This is a genomic window from Paenibacillus campi (genome assembly GCF_034659835.1).
Taxonomy (GTDB): Bacteria; Bacillota; Bacilli; order Paenibacillales; family Paenibacillaceae; genus Saccharibacillus; species Saccharibacillus campi.
The window spans coordinates 146352-164255 of the sequence record NZ_JAXSQZ010000008.1 but is presented as its reverse complement, the minus strand read 5'-3'; the positions used below and the strand labels follow the sequence as shown (position 1 = coordinate 164255).

Here is a 17904-nt window from a genome sequence, read left to right as displayed (position 1 = left end):
ACTTATTCCCCTAATATGATTTACAACTCGTTTTCATGGAGGTGCGATTTTTTATATAGGGGATGATTCCAATTTTTTTGATCACAAGCTTTGCCGATTGACGAAACCTGCTGATATTGTCAAAATATTATACTAGAGCATGTACGCAAACTTCGTAGCCAGTGCGGAGCAAACGCTTAAAAACGCTCGCAATGATCGGGATTAGAACCGTCTCATAACGATCCTGTTAAAAGCTAGTGTTGGTAGACAGAGCACATGATAAGTGCGATACTACAAATCATTTGCACTTTAAATCGTTTGTACTTTGCGTATACGCGATCACCAAGCAGTCATAACATATACAACTGCAAATACACTTCCATCTGTGTCATTTGCTATAAAGGGAGCTAACGGCATGACGGTTAAAATTAAAGATGTTGCCCGCCGAGCGGGTGTATCGGTAACAAGTGTGTCCCGCGTGCTGAACGGTGAGAAATATGTAAGCGAAGACATTCAAAGTCGTGTCAATCAGGCGATTGAAGAACTAAACTATTCACCAAGCTATATTGCACGTAGTCTGAAAAAGCAAAAAACGAATACGATCGGCGTGATCGTACCTGATCTGACTTCCAACTTTTACTCGACCATTTTAAGCAGTATTGAAGAAACGGCGAGCAAATATGGCTACAATCTAATCGTCTGCAATATCGCTGAAAATCTAGGTAAAGAGCTAAAATATTTGCATATTTTTCAGGAGATGCGGGTCGAAGGCATTATTATTATGCACGAAAAAACGAATGATGAAATCGTCAGCTTTATCCGCAATGCGACGATGCCGATTTTATTTTCCAGCGTGCAATCGCCGGATGCTGATTTTGTATCGGTGCTCATTAATGACTATCAAGCCGCTTATGATGCGACCGAATATTTAATCCAGTCCGGTCACACGGCGATTTCGTATTTGGGTGGCGATTTGGAAGATGTAACTTCCGGTCAAAATCGTTACAATGGATTTCGCGATGCGCTAAGCAAGCACGGTATTACGATTCCGGACGAGTATGTTAAATTTGGCGATTACAAATTGCCGAGCGGACACCGGCTTATGGGTGAGCTGCTATCATTGCCCGAACCGCCAACCGTTGTATTCGCCGCGAGTGACGATATGGCGGTAGGTGCGCTCAACTGTGTGCTTGATCAAGGATTTCGCGTGCCGGAAGACGTATCGATTATGGGCTTTGATGGCAGTACGATTACCGATATTGTGCGTCCTTCCATCACTTCCATGCAGCAGCCGATTTATGAAATGGGACAAGTATCGCTCGAAAATTTACATCGATTAATTATTCACGCCAAAAATCGCCCGCAAGCCGATATTATGCTGCAACACCAACTCGTCGTCCGTGAAAGCTGCAAAACGATGCGTTCGTCTACAGCCAAATAACAAAAGCCGCTGGCTGCAACAGTATGGGAACTATTGTATACGACGGTAGATGCCACTCCTCCAAACACACGACTGCTACACAACTGCGGCAAAGCATAAACGAAGTGATTTAAGCGTATATTTAATCGCCAACCGGCACAGCACAAATCAGATTCATTCGCCAATATAGGCAATCGTCGATATGCACTGAATAAATACCGATCGGATCAGGTAAGCTATACCGTCTTTTGCACCTGCACAAACGCATTACAATGCAATATATAGGCGCCAAAAATAAATTTCGTTCTGATGATCTGTTTTAATGTTTACGCTTTCATAAAAATATGGTATCGTTACCATACAAACGTAGTTGGCATTACTGCAATCCAGCAGGCGGCTACTAAAGCTGCTTGCTCAATGTTAACAGCAAATTATTTTTTTAAAAATTGTACTTGTTTTTTATAAAATATACGTAATATAATGTCTCATAAGAAAACATTTTGTCGAATCATCCTTCCTATTTTCCTACGATAAAAGACAGTAATTATCACATCTTATCGTTTTCCCTATCTAAATATGATTATTCGATTCTATTTCAAGCTTTAATATGTAAGAATACTTTACATTGTAATCAAATCTATGAAATTTCCATTTGTAGCTACAATGAGCTTCTATCCGCTGCACAGCTATACGTTGCAAGCAGATCGTGCTTATTGTCACCGTACAAGGGTTCACGCGCATACGCCTAGTTTATGTTCCGCCTCGCCTGCCAGCGTTTGGTCGATTCTCAACTATGGTCGATGTTGCTCACTATAACGTCAATACTATACACGAAGCCACACTTTAGTCTTACACGAAATTATATTTTAGTTTTACATGTAATTGCACTTTACAGGTAGCATTCGCGGTCATCGTATCGATCTGGTATCGATTCCAGATACATGACAAAACGATCTTTTATCGCTTTACATCGTCTGCAAGCTACTCGCTCCATTATTGGAGCTTCTGTTCTTCATCATCTGCTTGATCGCTGTCATACATGATGATTTGTATCTGTAACACATGAAACTTTATCTCAACAATCCGCATGAAACTACGTCTGGTATCGATACCAGATAACAAGGGGGAATGTTTGCTTGACTCACGTATCTGTAGCAGGAATCACATTATCGCCATTAATTATCGGTACAGGGGACTTGTCCCGTATGAATGGCACATGGGCATTGGATGAATTTGTAGCAGCAGGCGGAACGACGATTGATATGGCGTATCAGTACACCAACAGCGAGGAAATTATCGGTCGCTGGATGAAGGACAATGGCAACCGTAGCGAGCTTGTATTGCTTAGCAAATGCGCCCATCCACTTAAAGGCGATCCGACTCCACGCGTTACACCGGAAGCGATCACCCATGATCTGTTGATTAGTCTGGAACGTCTTGGCACGGACTATATCGATCTGTACGCACTGCATCGTGACAATGAAGCTGTTCCAGTGGAGCCCATTATCGATACGCTGAATGAGCATTTGCAAGCAGGACGCATTCGTGCATTAGGTGCTTCGAACTGGAGCTGGCAACGGATTCAGGAAGCGAACGATTATGCGGCAGCGAACGGATTGCAAGGGTTTAGCTTTAACAGCCCGAATTTATCGCTCGCGGTCGCATTGGAAGCGCGTTGGCCTGGCTGTGTATCGGCTGATACAGCGACTGTAAAATGGCATGAAACAAATGGGCTGCCGCTATTGTCATGGTCAGCACAAGCGGGCGGATTTTTCTCCGGCGCCTTTACACCGGAAGATCGCTCGAATGAAGAAATGGTTCGTGTATATTACAGCGAACCGAACTGGGAGCGTTACCGTCGCGCTGTTCAACTTGCCGCGGAAAAAGGCGTTTCCCCTACTCAAATTGCGCTTTATTTTGTGCTTCACCGCCCGTTCCCGACTGCGGCGATTATCGGCCCGCGTACAAGCGATGAGCTGGCTCAGTCTTTTGCCGTACTGGAGCTGGACATTTCCGAACAGGAACTGCAATGGCTCAATTTGGAACAGGAGGTACGAGCATGATTCAACATAAACTTGCTGCACAGCTATTCACCGTGCGCAATGAACTGAAAAAAGATTATATTTACACTTTACGCGAGCTCGGCAAAATGGGCTGGCAAGCGGTGCAGATCGACGGTCTGCACGGCAATGATCCGGTCGAAATTGCCGGTGTCGTCAAGGAACTCGGCATGAAAACCGCCGGTATGCATGTCGGTTTGGAGCGCATGCGTAACGATTTGGACAATGTATTGCGTGAAGCCGATCTGTTCGGCACACCGGATATCATTTGCCACTCACTGCCGGATGAGCACAAAAATGCGGCTGGTTATGAATTTGTAAGACAGGAGCTGCGCAAAGTATCCGCCATCGTCTCTCCGCGCGGCTATCGCGTTGGCTTCCACAATCATGATTGGGAGTTTCAAACGATGATGGGCGAGCAATATGCACTGCAATATTTGCTCCATTATGATGAACAGACACCCGTCTACGCCGAGATTGACACCTACTGGGTAAAAAAGGCCGGTTATGATCCGTTATCGGTCATTAGTCAGTATGCTGGACGGATGCCGATTTTGCATTTTAAAGATATGACCGATGATGGACGCGAATATTTCGCTGAAGTCGGCAGTGGCACGATCGACTTTATGCCGATCCTGCAATGGGGTGAAGCGAACGGCGTTGAATTTTACGCGGTGGAACAAGATTACTGTCCAGGTTCGCCAATGGACAGTTTGGAACAAAGCTTACGCTATTTGCAAGGGCTCGTTGCCCAGCGCAGTTAAGCACATTCCATCGGCGTAAACTTGTTCAGCCTGTTGCTCCTGACCTGTTGCACAGCGGCGTTAAGCTTACTCATTACAAGCTGCACGCTCCGACAAGATAGCTGGAGCGCTGTCTTCTCGGACACCGTGCGGCAAATAGCGAATGACGCTCACCATTGTTAATCCTGTATGTACTTATACTCCACCTACAGGAAGCTATAGGAAGCAGCTAGCCGCTTGAATTGCGGTTGTATACTGCTCAGCGTTAATGGACGGCGATACGGGAGTTACTTTCCGCTCTAACGTATACAGCTATCCGATAGTCGGGTAACATCCAATTCCCGCATCTTTGAACGAACGAAAGGAGTCGTGCTATGCAAGCCGAAATGGATTCGATGTCCAAAAAAACGACCAAGGCCAAAAAGGCCGCCTCAGCGGGTTTATGGAAGACGATTGTTGCTAACCGCTACCTGTATGCGATGTTGCTGCCGTGTTTGCTTTTCTTCGCCATCTTCTCGTATTTGCCGATGGCTGGACTGGTGATGGCATTTAAAGAGTTCCGTTTTAACGGTGGGATGTTTGGCGGGCCGTGGGTCGGTCTGCGTTATTTCAAATTGTTCTTCTCCTACCCGGATGCGGCACAATTGATCGCCAACACATTTATCGTCGGCTTTCTTAAAATTATCGTCTACTTCCCGTTCCCAATCCTGCTCGCACTGATGCTAAATGAGCTGCGTACCAAATGGTTCAAATCGATGACACAGACGATTTCGTATTTGCCCTACTTCCTGTCTTGGGTTGTCGTTGCCGCTTTTACGACGAAGGTGCTGGCACCGGATGACGGTATTTTCAACCAGTTTGTTGCCGCATTGGGCGGTGATGGCAGTACATTTTATATGATGGACGGTCATTATTTTTACACGATTATGTTTCTGACGTATGTGTGGAAAAATATCGGCTGGGGCTCGATCATTTATCTCGCTTCGATGGCGAGTATCGATCCCACATTGTATGAAGCTGCCGAAATGGACGGTGCCAGTAAATGGCGCAAAATTTGGCATATTACACTACCTTCGATCCGTCCGACGATTGCAATTTTGTTTATCCTCGATATCGGTAGCTTGCTGACGACAGGGTATGAGCAAAACTGGCTGCTGCGTACGGCAGGCAACTCTGATTTCTCCGATATTCTTGATACGTATGTGTTGCGTGTCGGTATGATGCAAGGACAGTACGGCTACGGTGCGGCTGTCGGTCTGCTGCAAGGTCTAGTCGGTCTGATCCTCGTTGTCGTCACCAACACACTTGTCAAACGGTTTAGCAAAAATGAATCCAGTCTCTGGTAGTAGACACAAGCATACAACTGCCTGCAAAACATACAACTGCCATATTCAACCCGGATGAAGGCAATCGATTCATCCACCAGCTTTCAATAATTCATTTGGGGTGATTTCATTGAAAAAGATTACACATCGTTTGTCCTTTACGCTTGCACTGCTGTTAATGATGGTCACTATTTTGTCCGCTTGTTCTTCCGATACGGATGATGCTACCAGCACCGTAGCCGCCGACGGACGCAAACCTGGTGAAAACGGCTTTATCGCCAATCGCGATTTGACCGGGCGTATTTTCCTCGAAGGCGACGGTGCACAATTGCCAGACGATCAGATCAACAATCCGGTTGCACAAAAAATCAAAGAAAAAACCGGTATGACGATGAACTGGCAATCTAGCGGTGCGGCGGATGGTCTGCAAGAGCTGACCGTAGCGCTCTCCACCGGTGATCTGCCCGACGTGATTGAAGCTTATCTCGATCATGGCGGTCGTCCGGAAATGCCGGTTCTGCTCAAAGCGGCACGTGAAGGCATGTTCACTGATCTACGCCCGTATCTCGCCAATACAAAAGTGTTGAAAAACTATCTCGACACTAACTTCCTGCCACGCGATACACGCGAGAACATTATGTTCCGTCCTGACTTCGATGGCAAAGTATATTTCATCCACATGAATATTCCAGCGGAAAATACAACCGACGCTGACCGCATCCACTATCGCGGCGGCATGTGGATTCGCGCCGACATCGCCAAAGCGCTCAATGTCGACCCAAGCTCGATCAAAACACAAGACGATCTGTACAATCTGGCGCTGAAAATTAAAGCCGGCGACTTCAAAGACAATAACGGCAAACCGATTACGGTCATCGGCCCACGTAAATGGGGCGGTCAAGTCGTTAGCAGTTTGTTCAAAAACTATGACTTCGGTAACGGTACACAATTCGACGTACTGGATGGCAAAGTCAAACATGTGGCTGAAACCGATTATGCACTGAAAAGTATCGATTTTGTGCAAAAGCTGCTCAAAGCCGGTCTAATTGATAAAGAAGCGTTCAATATGGACGGCGTACGTTCGGAAGAAGCGTACAACAACGGCTCGTATGCGATTTCTCCGTATATGAACATCGCACCGGACGCACTGACGATGTTTGAGAAAACTAAATATTTGCCAATGGATCAAATGTACAACTACAAAGGTGAAGATGCGATCTACGAAAAAGCCAAATCCGGTAGCCAAGTATGGGCGATTCCAGCCACGACCAAAAATCCGGAGCAAATCGTACAATTCGCTGACTATCTCGCCAGCAAAGAAGGCAAAGCGCTTTGGAACTACGGAATTGAAGGCGAAGATTATACGATCAACAAAAAAGGTCAATACATTTTCACCGATAAAGTATTGTCGATCTTGAACAATAGCCCGCAAGATGAGCGCAATACGATCCCTTACTTCTGGGGCACATTGCTCGGCAAAACCGATATGAACAACAACAAAGACTTTGGCGAATTGATCCGTGGTGCCAATTCCCAGCCGGATCGTTACAAACTGTATTTTGAACTGATGAACTATGGCAATCCGAAGTACAAATATTGGGATGGTTATACAGCCGCTTCCTACCTGTCCGAAGTGCCGGATATCGAAGCTTCGCTGAAACCGGTACTCGATTCGTACAAAGATGTGCTCGTACAAGCGTTTTTTGCCAAAGATATGACAGAAGCGACCAAAATTTTGGACGATTACCGTGCACAACTGAAAGCTGCCGGTGTCGACCAATACGAACAATTTTTGCAACAAAAGTATGACAAAGACCCTAGTTCGGTCGTGTTCTATGTCGACGCATTCTTCTGATCGGATCGCTAAGTAGACAGATGTATGTTTTTGATCCAAGCTTGGATTTACATTTTTATCCTTTCCGTAACCGGGGTGAGGCTGCCCCGGGAGGCGGACTGGAAGCGGAGGTTATAGGAATGGATCAACACGCTGTAGGTAAAACGCCTCTTAATGAACGCATCGCTACAATCGTCAATTATGCATTGCTTGCGTTATTGTCGCTCGTCATTTTGCTGCCGCTCGTTAACATTTTGGCGCTGTCACTCAATGATGGCAAAGATGCCTCGCTTGGCGGAATCAGCTTTGTACCGCGCATTTTTACAGTTTCCAACTATGTCGAAGTGTTCAAAAATCCGGCGGTCGTCAACGGTCTTGAAGTGACATTGTTCCGTACGATTATCGGTACAGCAGTTAGTATGATATTGACGGCAATGGCTGCTTTTGCGCTAAAAAACCGCAATCTGCCAGGCGTTGGCATTGCAAGTATGTTTATCGTGTTCACGATGCTGTTCAGCGGTGGTATCATTCCTTTTTTCATGGTGCTGAAAATGTTCCATCTGAACAATACGATCTGGGTGTATATCGTGCCGACGCTGTATAGCGCTTGGAACTTAATTCTCGTCCGTACGTTTTTCCAATCGATCGATGGCAGTATGGAAGAATCCGCCAAAATCGACGGTGCACATGATTTCCAAATTTTGTTCCGCATTTATTTCCCGCTCAGTTTGCCGGTATTGTCGGTCATCTGTTTGTTTAATGGGGTGATGCACTGGAATGACTGGTTCTCCGGCGCCTTTTATGTTACCAATGAAAAGCTGCGTCCATTGCAAACGGTGCTGCAACAAATGTTGACGGCTGCCGAAGCGATGCGCAAAAACTTGTCGATGAACGCGATGATGAGCGCATCCAGCAGCGTCACAAGTGAATCGTTAAAAATGGCGATGGTCATTATCTCGATCGTACCGATCGCTAGCGTATATCCATTTATTCAAAAATATTTTGTACAGGGCATTATGGTCGGTTCGGTAAAAGGCTGATCTTCGTCCGAAATTAAGCACGCCATGCCTTTAACTGAAGTGGGGGATGTTCATTGGATAACAAACACTATGATGTCGTCTCCATCGGTGATGCCAATATCGATCTGATCGTGGCTGGAAGCGACCAATTACCAGAACCGGGACAAGAAGTATTCGTTAGCAATATGCTCGTACACATCGGTGGCGGCGCAGCGCTGTTCTCGATGGCAGTCGCCAAGCTCGGCTTAAAAGTTGCCTTTAACGGCGTACTGGGGCAGGATTATTACGGTCAGTTTATTTTGGACGAGTTTAGCGGGCTCAATATCGACACGACGTATATCCGGCAAAGCAAACATAACAATACGGGAATTTCGATTGCGATCAATCCCGAGCAAGACCGTTCCTTTATTACGTATATGGGCTCCAATGCCGAAGTGCGGATGGAAGATTTGCACGAAAACAGTATGAAGCACGGTCGCCATGTGCATATGACCGGTTACCAGGGAAGCCGTAACCATGATGCCTATGTGGCGATGATCCACAAAATTAAAAGCTTTGGCGCAACGATCTCATTCGATGTAGGTTGGGATGATAGCGGTGAATGGTATAGCGGCATTTTTGAAATTATGCGTGCGGTCGATGTATTTTTCCTAAATGAGCTGGAAGCATTGCATTACTCCCGCTGCGCCGATATCCGGCAAGCGATTACGCTAATGTCGCAGCACGCTGACCATCTGGTCGTGAAAATGGGCTCGCGTGGTGCCGTATCGATCCAGGGCGGACAGCAAACGTATCGTTCCGCGTATAGCGTTACCGCAGTCGATACGACCGGTGCAGGTGACAGCTTTAATGCCGGTTATATGTACGGCGTATTGACCGGCAAATCGACAGGCGAATGTTTGCAATATGGCAATGCATGCGGCGCTCTGTCCGTATCCGCTTATGGCGGCAATACCGGTATTCCCGATCAAGCAGGCGTAGCAGCATTTATTCATAGCCATTCCACACAAGTAGTTGACGACTGGGAAGTTATTGCCTGACGACAGAGGAGGAGCTTCATGTTTTTTACAGAGGAAAAGCTAAACAAGCGGCTCGCCCAACTCGAACCGCTACGTTACCGGGATACATTCCCGGTAGCGGAATACGAAGCACGGGAAGATGCAGCCGGCAACAACGGCGTTTATCCGCAGCAAGCAGATGCTAGCACGGCTTATACAATGAAAAAGGGAGATACCTGGACAGGCAGAGACCGCTATTTGTGGCTTTCTGCCTGTATCTCCATTCCAGCAGAATGGGCGGATCGTACGGTTATCGGTCTGTTTGATTTTGGGCATACCGAGGAAGGGAACAATGTCGGCTTTGAGGCGCTTGCGTATGTGAACGGTCATCCGTTTCAAGGCGTGGACAGCAATCATATCGAAATGATGTTGCCTGCTGCTTATACCGGTGAAGCAAGATTGGATTTCCGGCTCTGGTCAGGTCTTGAAGGTGGCGGTGCGCCGCGTGCAGCAAGCCATACGATTCGAGATTCACGTGTAGGTTGGCTCGATCATGCGGTCGATCGGCTCTATTATACGTCGAAGGCGATCTTGCAAACGATCGCCATTTTGCCTGCATCTGCTTATGAAAAAACATTGCTGACCAAGCTGCTCAATCAAGCGCTGCTAAAGCTGGATTGGGCGCTGCCCGGCGCAGACGCTTTTTATGCTTCAGCACAAGTAGCGGATATGTATTTGAATGATGAATTGGATAAAGTGAAAACGGAGCATCCAGTACTCGTAACGACGGTTGGGCATACCCATATCGATGTCGCCTGGCTGTGGCGGCTAAAACATACACGTGAAAAAGCGGCACGCTCTTTCTCGACTGTGCTGCGCCTAATGGAGCATGATCCGGACTATATTTTCCTGCAAACACAGCCGCAATTGTACGATTATATTAAACAGGACTATCCTGAACTATACGAGCGCATTAAACAGCGTATCGCGGAAGGGCGCTGGGAAGCGGGCGGCGGTATGTGGGTAGAAGCGGATTGCAATTTGACGTCCGGCGAATCGCTGGTGCGTCAATTTCTGCTGGGTACACGCTTTTTTCAAACCGAGTTTGGGGTGAATAGCCGTTATTTATGGCTGCCAGATGTGTTCGGTTATAGCTGGGCATTGCCGCAAATTTTGCGCAAGTCCGGCTTTGATACGTTTATGACGACCAAAATTAGCTGGAATCAGTTTAACCGGATGCCGCGCGATACGTTCCGTTGGCGCGGGATGGACGGCTCTGAAGTGCTGACTCATTTTATTACGACACCGGACGACTGGGAAGGTGGCAATGCGTTTTATTATACGTACAACGGTCATGTGAAAGCAGATACGGTACAAGGCGTATGGAGCAGCTATCAAGACAAAGAAACGAATCAAAATTTGCTCATCTCCTACGGTTATGGCGATGGCGGCGGTGGGGTCACACGGGAAATGCTAGAACTGCGCCGTCAATTAGATCGTATTCCCGGCATTCCGGCGGTAAAAAGCGGACGTGCGGACGATTATTTTGTCCGTTTGCAACAGACGTTCCAGCAAACCGACAGCTATGTGCACACATGGGATGGCGAGCTGTATTTGGAATATCATCGCGGTACGTATACGAGTCAGGCGTACAACAAACTGCTGAATCGCCGCCTGGAATTGCTATATCGCGAAACCGAATGGCTGCACATATTACGCGCCGCGGCGACCGGCGATTGGGCTGGCTATCCAGCAAGCAGGCTGGAAGATGGCTGGAAAATTATTTTACGTAACCAGTTCCATGATATTATTCCCGGTTCCTCGATCGCCGAAGTGTATGAGGACAGTACGCTTGAATATGCGGAAGCGGAAGCGATTGGACGGAATGCTTGGGAAACGGCAACTGCGGCGACATTGCCGATTGCAGCGCTATCCGCCTCCCTTCGCTCAAACGCGGACGCACTAGCGGCAGAAGCGCCAATGAATGAGCCAGCAAAAAATGGACAGACTACCCATGATGATCATCTGCCTGTTGCTGCTCTAATTGATAGACATGTTGATCAAAATGCGCCAGCCGCTGTTGTCCCATCCTCATCTGGCGAATTAACTGTGCTGAACAGTTCCTCTTGGTCGCTTCATCCGCTGCTGCATATCCCGTTTGCACAATGCGGACAAGGTGACTACGTTTGGAGCGATCGTGCCGGTGAGCGGTTGTCGGCACAGCAAACGACTGACGGCTGGCTCGTGCAAGCCAATGCTGTACCATCGCTTGGTTTCGGTACGATTTGTTATACGTCTGCCGAAACTGTCAAGACGCTAAATGATGCCGATGCGACAATCGACTTGGCAGCGGCTGATGCCTTTTTCCGTTATGAAGATGGCAAGCTGATCACACCGCATTATGAACTGGAATGGAATGCTAGCGGACAGTTGACACGTGTGACCGATCTGCAATACGAGCGCGAGGTGCTAGCGGCAGGTGAACGCGGTAATGTGCTGCAATTGTTTGAAGATAAGCCGATGAATTTTGATGCATGGGATATCGATATTTTTTATCAGGATCGCATGGATGAAATTACGACGCTGAGCAGTGTGCGGCTTGCCGAATCCGGTTCGCTGCGTGCAGTGGTCGAATTTGTATGGAATTACGATGAGACACAGATCGTGCAGCAATTGATCGTATATACCGCCAGCCGCCGCATCGATTTTGTAACTGATGTGGACTGGAAGGAACGTCAGAAACTGCTGAAAGTTGCTTTCCCGGTGCAAATTCGCGCAACCGAAGCGACGTATGATATTCAATTTGGCAATGTAAAGCGTCCGACGCACTGGAATACGAGCTGGGATTGGGCACGTTTTGAAAGTGTTGGACATCAGTGGGCAGATTTGTCTGAACGCAGCTATGGTGTTAGTCTGCTGAATGATTGCAAATACGGCTATGATATTAAAGATCATACGCTGCGCCTGTCCCTACTCAAATCGGCAATTCATCCTGATCCGATGGCGGATTATGGACAGCATCAGTTTACGTATTCACTGTATCCGCATAGCGGAGACTGGCTTGACGGCGGTACGGTACAAGAAGCATGGCAGCTAAATGCGCCGTGCACGACAATTCCAGCAGGCACACTTGCTCATACAGCGCTTGCTGCCAGTACGCAAATGGTAACCGATTCCAGTCTGGACGGGTACGGTGTTACTGTAGTCAATCCAGCTGCTGATGGGCAAAATTCCGGTGTTAATGCAGCAAGCGCTACAACCGATCATGCCATGCGGGCAGCAAACCAGGCAACCGCAGAAACAGTTGCTAATGCCTATGTACAAATGCCAGATCATACTGCTGAAACGACGGCAAATTCGGCTTTTAAACTGGAGCATCCTTTCCATATCGCGGATCGTGTTGACAAAGCGACCGCCGATCCGAGCACACATGCAGCGACACTAGCTTCCTTCTCCTTGTTCCGTTTCTCGGCGGATCATGTGCTGGCGGATGCGATCAAAAAAGCCGAAGACTCCAACCGGATCGTACTACGTATTCACGAATATGGCGGCATGAGAACGCATTTGACGATCGCAAGCGATCTGGCGATCGAATCGTGGCAAGAATGCAATCTGATGGAACAACCGATCGGTGAAACCGAGTATGGCAACATCGAACTGACAATTACACCGTATGAGCTGCGCACCTTCTTGATTACGGTAAAGGAGGGCTAATGCGATGACATTACTGAACACCCCGCTTACGCTCACACCGACGATGGAGCGCTATGTTAAACAAATCGAACATAAGCTGGCAGCGTTTCCCCATGTACAGTCGATGTTTCGCGGCTGTTATGCTAGCACGTATGAAACGACGATCCGGGTAATGGAGGACGGAAGTTCGTTTGTCATTACCGGCGACATTCCAGCGATGTGGTTGCGTGACTCGGCGGCACAGGTGCGGCATTATTTGCCGCTCGCTGCCGACGATGCCGAGCTTGGCGAACGAATCGCTGGTCTAATTCGCAGACAGCTTTTTTGTATCCAGCTCGATCCGTATGCGAACGCGTTTAATCATGAGCCAAATGATGCCCGTTATGACGACGATCTGACCGAGCTGACACCGTGGATTTGGGAGCGCAAATATGAGATCGATTCGCTCTGTTATCCGATCCAGCTCAGCTATTTGTTTTGGCAGCAAACCGGGCGGACGGATTTGTTTGATAGCGGCTTTTACAATACGATGCAGCGCATTATCGATCTGTGGATATGCGAGCAACGGCATGATGAGCGCTCACCGTATCGTTTTATGCGTGAACATTGTCCACCTTCCGACACGCTACGCAATGATGGACGCGGTATGCCCACCTCATATACAGGCATGACATGGTCAGGTTTTCGTCCGAGTGATGATGCGTGCACATTCGGCTATTTGATTCCGTCGAATATGTTTGCGGTCGTTGTGCTCGGTTATATGGCGGAAATTGCGCGTGACATATATAACGATGAACGTCTGCTCCAGCGTGCCAACAAGCTGCGTGAAGAAATCGAATTCGGGATCGAGCATTACGGTACCGTAATCCATCCCAAATACGGTAAAATATACGCATACGAAACCGATGGTCAAGGTAATCATCATCTGATGGATGATGCTAACGTACCGAGCCTGCTGTCGATTCCATATGTTGGCTATCGCGGTGCGGATGATCCGGTCTATGTGAACACACGCCGCTTTATTTTGAGTGAGGACAATCCGTATTATTTTGCAGGTACAGCGGCAAGCGGTATCGGTAGTCCGCATACGCCTGCATCGTATATATGGCATATCGCGCTTTCGATGCAAGGCTTAACGTCCACCGATCCGGCGGAAATGCAGCAATTGTTAACCTGGTTATCTACGACACATGATGGTACCGGATGTATGCATGAAGGCTTTCATAAAGATGATCCGGCGCAGTATACACGACCTTGGTTTGCCTGGTCAAACAGCTTATTTGCCGAATTTGTCATTCGCTTCGTTGAACGATGTACCAAGGAGGAATAGAACGACTTATGACCCTTTTCATTCCCAATTATCATCAACAGCTTGATGTGCTGCATATGCAGCGTGAACGTGCGCGCGCCTATTATGTTCCGTATGCGGATCGACAAGCAGCACGGATCGGCAAACGCAGCCTGTCCCCTTTTTACCGTTCATTAAATGGTGCATGGCAATTTCGTTATTATGATTCGGTTCGTCAAGTAGAGCCGGAATTTTGGCAAGCTGCTGCGACGGAAAAGTGGGATCAGTTAACCGTTCCTTCCTGCTGGCAGCGAAACGGTTACGATCAGCAGCATTATACGAATCTAAGTTATCCTTTTCCATGTGATCCACCGCATATTCCGACCCGCAATCCGGCAGGCGCTTATGTACGTGAATTTGCAGTGCCGGACAATTGGCAAGCTAGGGAAACGTATATTGTATTTGAAGGGGTGCTGTCCTGTGCGTATGTGTGGGTGAACGGTATCTTTGTCGGTTATAGCCAGGGCAGCCGTGTGCCTGCGGAATTTCGACTTACTCCTTATTTGAAACCTGGTACGAATAAGATGGCTGTGCTCGTGCTGAAATGGTGTGATGGCTCGTATTTGGAAGATCAAGATATGTGGCGGTATAACGGCATTTTCCGCGATGTATATTTGCTCAGTCGGTCTACGAATCATGTGCGCGATGTGTTTGTACGGCAAACGCTGACATATGATGAGCAGGGCGAATATAGCGCTGCGGCGCTGCGGATTGAGCTGGAGCAGCAGACGATCGAAGCTGTAAGTGTAGCGGACGAACACGCCAATGCGACTGGCGCCGGAACTGACGCGTTCCCCCCAATTAACGCTAATGCCGCCTCTGCCTCCGCTCATCTGGCTGCACCTGCTCCCGGCGAGCGCACCGGTTCAGCGCTGCCGATTGTTGCGACGGTAATGGCACCGGATGGCACGATAGTAGCAAGTGGGCAAGCAGGCGTTTCCACTGCGGCGGGAGCGTTGATAGTAATTGAGCTAAACTGGCATCATCCGGTGTTATGGAATGCGGAAACGCCGCTGCTGTACAGTTTGTACATCGAGGCAGCCGGTGAAGTGCTGCATTTTGCGATCGGTTTGCGTGAGGTGGCGATCAATGAGCACGGCGTATTTACGATTAACCGACAGCCGCTCAAACTTAAAGGCGTCAATCGGCATGATACGCATCCCGTACTCGGACATACGGTACCGATCGAGCATATGATCGATGACTTACTGCTCATGAAACGTCACAATATAAACACTGTACGTACTGCTCATTATCCGAATGATCCACGCTTTTTGGAACTATGCGATCGGTATGGCTTTTATGTGATCGATGAAGCCGATTTGGAATGTCATGGGATCGGGATTCCGGAGGACTTTGCTCCCGGTTCATTTCATCAATTATCCGCGAATGCGGAGTGGGAACACGCCTTTGTCGACCGTGCCGTACGGCTCGTAGAGCGCGACAAAAACTTTAGCTCGGTCATTATGTGGTCGATGGGCAACGAGTCCGGTTATGATCGCAATCATATCGCGATGGCACGCTGGACACGGGAGCGTGATTCGTCGCGTCCGGTACATTACGAAGGTGCAGCACCTATTTATAAAGGTCATACCGACGTATCGGTGCTTGATGTAGAAAGTCGGATGTACTCGTCGCCCGCCGACATTACCGCTTATGCAACCGACGCGGACAGCCGCAAACCGTTATTTCTATGCGAATACAGTCATGCGATGGGCAATGGTCCTGGCGATCTGAAAGCGTACTGGGATGCGATCTATGCACAGCCATTGTTGATGGGCGGCTGTGTGTGGGAATGGGCAGATCATGGCATTCAGCAACAAGATGCACAAGGGCGCAGCTATTACGCCTATGGCGGCGACTTTGGCGATACGCCCCATGACGGTTCCTTTTGTATCGACGGATTAGTATCACCGGATCGTAAGCCGCATCCGGGTTTGCTGGAATTAAAGCAGATTATCGCGCCGGTATGGATGGAGACAGTATCGATTGCGGCGGAGCGTGGAGCAGAATGTAGTGCAGATGAGCAAGCAGACGACCAACCGGCTCGCACCTTCATAGAAGCGGAGCAACTGGAAACCGCTCCAATGAGCAATACACTCCCCCTTCCAACTGCTAAGCACATGGGCAACACGTTATTGCTGCGTGTGCACAATCGGTATGATTTTATCCATCTCGATCATTTGACGTTAGACTGGATTGCCGAAGATGAAGGCGTATTGTTGGCACAAGGGCAGATGGAGCTACCGACGATTGCTGCACATGACTCTGCACTGCTGGAATGGACATTGCCGTCGCTTGGATCGTTAATACGGACTGCCTCGACAAGCTCAAACCTATCGATAAGCTCGAACACACCGACTACAACGCTTGGACCAAACAGCTATGTCACGTTCCGGCTGCGACAACGCGGCAACACAGCTTGGGCGGAGGCTGGCTATGAAATTGCCTTTTTCCAATTTTCGCTGAACGGGATGACCGTAGCTAGTGTTACCGAAAATGTGGCGACAGCTATACCGTCTGCGCCATTTGCCCATTCGGAATCGCTAGTTGCAACAGAGCAACATGGCGTGCTGCACATTAGTGGCGATCGCTTCCGGTATGAATACGATCTGACCGAAGGGGCATGGCAGCAACTGGAACGTCAACATACATTGCTGCTGCATGCTCCATCTTCCTTCGCTGTCTGGCGCGCACCGATCAGCAATGATATGAATATTGAGGAAAAATGGCGTGATATCGGTATGGATCGACTGCACACCAAAACGTACGGTTCCACCTGGATCGAACGGGACGATGATACGATCTGTATCGTTACTTCTTTCTCACTCGGTGCAATCTCCCACTATCCGCTCGTGCGCGGCGAAGCGGAATGGACGGTTCAGCGCAACGGACGAATCGGGCTGAAGCTAAACGCACAGGTGCTGGAAACGGCTCCATTCCTACCACGCTTCGGACTGCTGTTACCGCTGAAGGCGGGCATGGATCATATCACTTATTGGGGACGTGGGCCGCATGAAAGCTATATCGATAAACATCATAGCACACGCTTTGGTCGCTATCGTTGTACGGTCGATGAACTATTTTACAACTATATCGTGCCACAGGAAAATGGTTCGCGTGCCGACACAAGCTGGCTGACGATAACGAATCCGCTCGGCATCGGTCTGTACGTAAGCGCGCCGCAACGTTTTTCTTTTAATGCAGCACACTATACAGCAGCCGATCTGACGGCAGCGACGCATACGCATCAATTGCAACCCCGTGCAGAGACGTATTTGCATCTGGATTACAAAATGAGCGGTGTAGGTTCCAACTCCTGTGGGCCGGAATTAGCGGAAGCGTATCGATTGCAGGAAAAGCGGTTTCAGTATGAGCTGGAAATGATGCCGATTGTGTTGGAAGATGGTTGGGCGGATTGAGTGCACCGTATCCATTCAATTGCATAAACGAATAACATAACAAAAAAGCGTCAACACCTTGAT

10 protein-coding genes are annotated in these 17904 nt (G+C 48.4%); all 10 read left to right on the top strand.

Annotation, left to right across the window (positions count from 1 at the left end; translation table 11 throughout):
• Positions 1 to 394 precede the first annotated feature (394 nt).
• The 10 genes from U1I11_RS17825 to U1I11_RS17780 all read left to right on the top strand — a co-directional run bounded on the left by U1I11_RS17825 (position 395) and on the right by U1I11_RS17780 (position 17841).
• Positions 395 to 1420: a LacI family DNA-binding transcriptional regulator gene (locus tag U1I11_RS17825; protein WP_322907480.1), complete on the top strand. Its 1026-nt coding sequence runs from the start codon at positions 395 to 397 to the stop codon at positions 1418 to 1420.
• A gap of 1115 nt (positions 1421 to 2535) precedes the next feature.
• Complete coding sequence (locus tag U1I11_RS17820; protein WP_322907479.1) at positions 2536 to 3462, top strand: aldo/keto reductase; 927 nt, start codon at positions 2536 to 2538, stop codon at positions 3460 to 3462.
• Positions 3459 to 4223 (top strand): sugar phosphate isomerase/epimerase family protein, encoded by a 765-nt coding sequence (locus U1I11_RS17815; protein WP_322907478.1) that lies wholly within the window; start codon positions 3459 to 3461, stop codon positions 4221 to 4223. The genes U1I11_RS17820 and U1I11_RS17815 overlap by 4 nt, the downstream gene beginning before the upstream one ends.
• Positions 4224 to 4597: 374 nt before the next feature.
• Positions 4598 to 5548: an ABC transporter permease gene (locus U1I11_RS17810; protein ID WP_416235495.1), complete on the top strand. Its 951-nt coding sequence runs from the start codon at positions 4598 to 4600 to the stop codon at positions 5546 to 5548.
• A gap of 109 nt (positions 5549 to 5657) precedes the next feature.
• Entirely contained in the window at positions 5658 to 7382 is a 1725-nt protein-coding gene (locus U1I11_RS17805; protein WP_322907476.1) for an extracellular solute-binding protein, read from the top strand.
• A gap of 119 nt (positions 7383 to 7501) precedes the next feature.
• Positions 7502 to 8401 (top strand): carbohydrate ABC transporter permease, encoded by a 900-nt coding sequence (locus U1I11_RS17800; protein ID WP_322907475.1) that lies wholly within the window; start codon positions 7502 to 7504, stop codon positions 8399 to 8401.
• A gap of 53 nt (positions 8402 to 8454) precedes the next feature.
• A complete protein-coding gene (locus tag U1I11_RS17795) occupies positions 8455 to 9420 on the top strand; it encodes a carbohydrate kinase family protein (protein WP_322907474.1) in 966 nt (321 codons plus the stop codon).
• An 18-nt stretch (positions 9421 to 9438) separates the two neighbouring features.
• Entirely contained in the window at positions 9439 to 13092 is a 3654-nt protein-coding gene (locus U1I11_RS17790) for an alpha-mannosidase (RefSeq protein WP_322907473.1), read from the top strand.
• Between the two features lie 4 nt (positions 13093 to 13096).
• Positions 13097 to 14401, top strand: coding sequence for a glycoside hydrolase family 125 protein (locus tag U1I11_RS17785; protein ID WP_322907472.1), 1305 nt, complete (start codon positions 13097 to 13099; stop codon positions 14399 to 14401).
• An 8-nt stretch (positions 14402 to 14409) separates the two neighbouring features.
• Positions 14410 to 17841 (top strand): glycoside hydrolase family 2 TIM barrel-domain containing protein, encoded by a 3432-nt coding sequence (locus U1I11_RS17780; protein WP_322907471.1) that lies wholly within the window; start codon positions 14410 to 14412, stop codon positions 17839 to 17841.
• Positions 17842 to 17904: the final 63 nt, after the last annotated feature.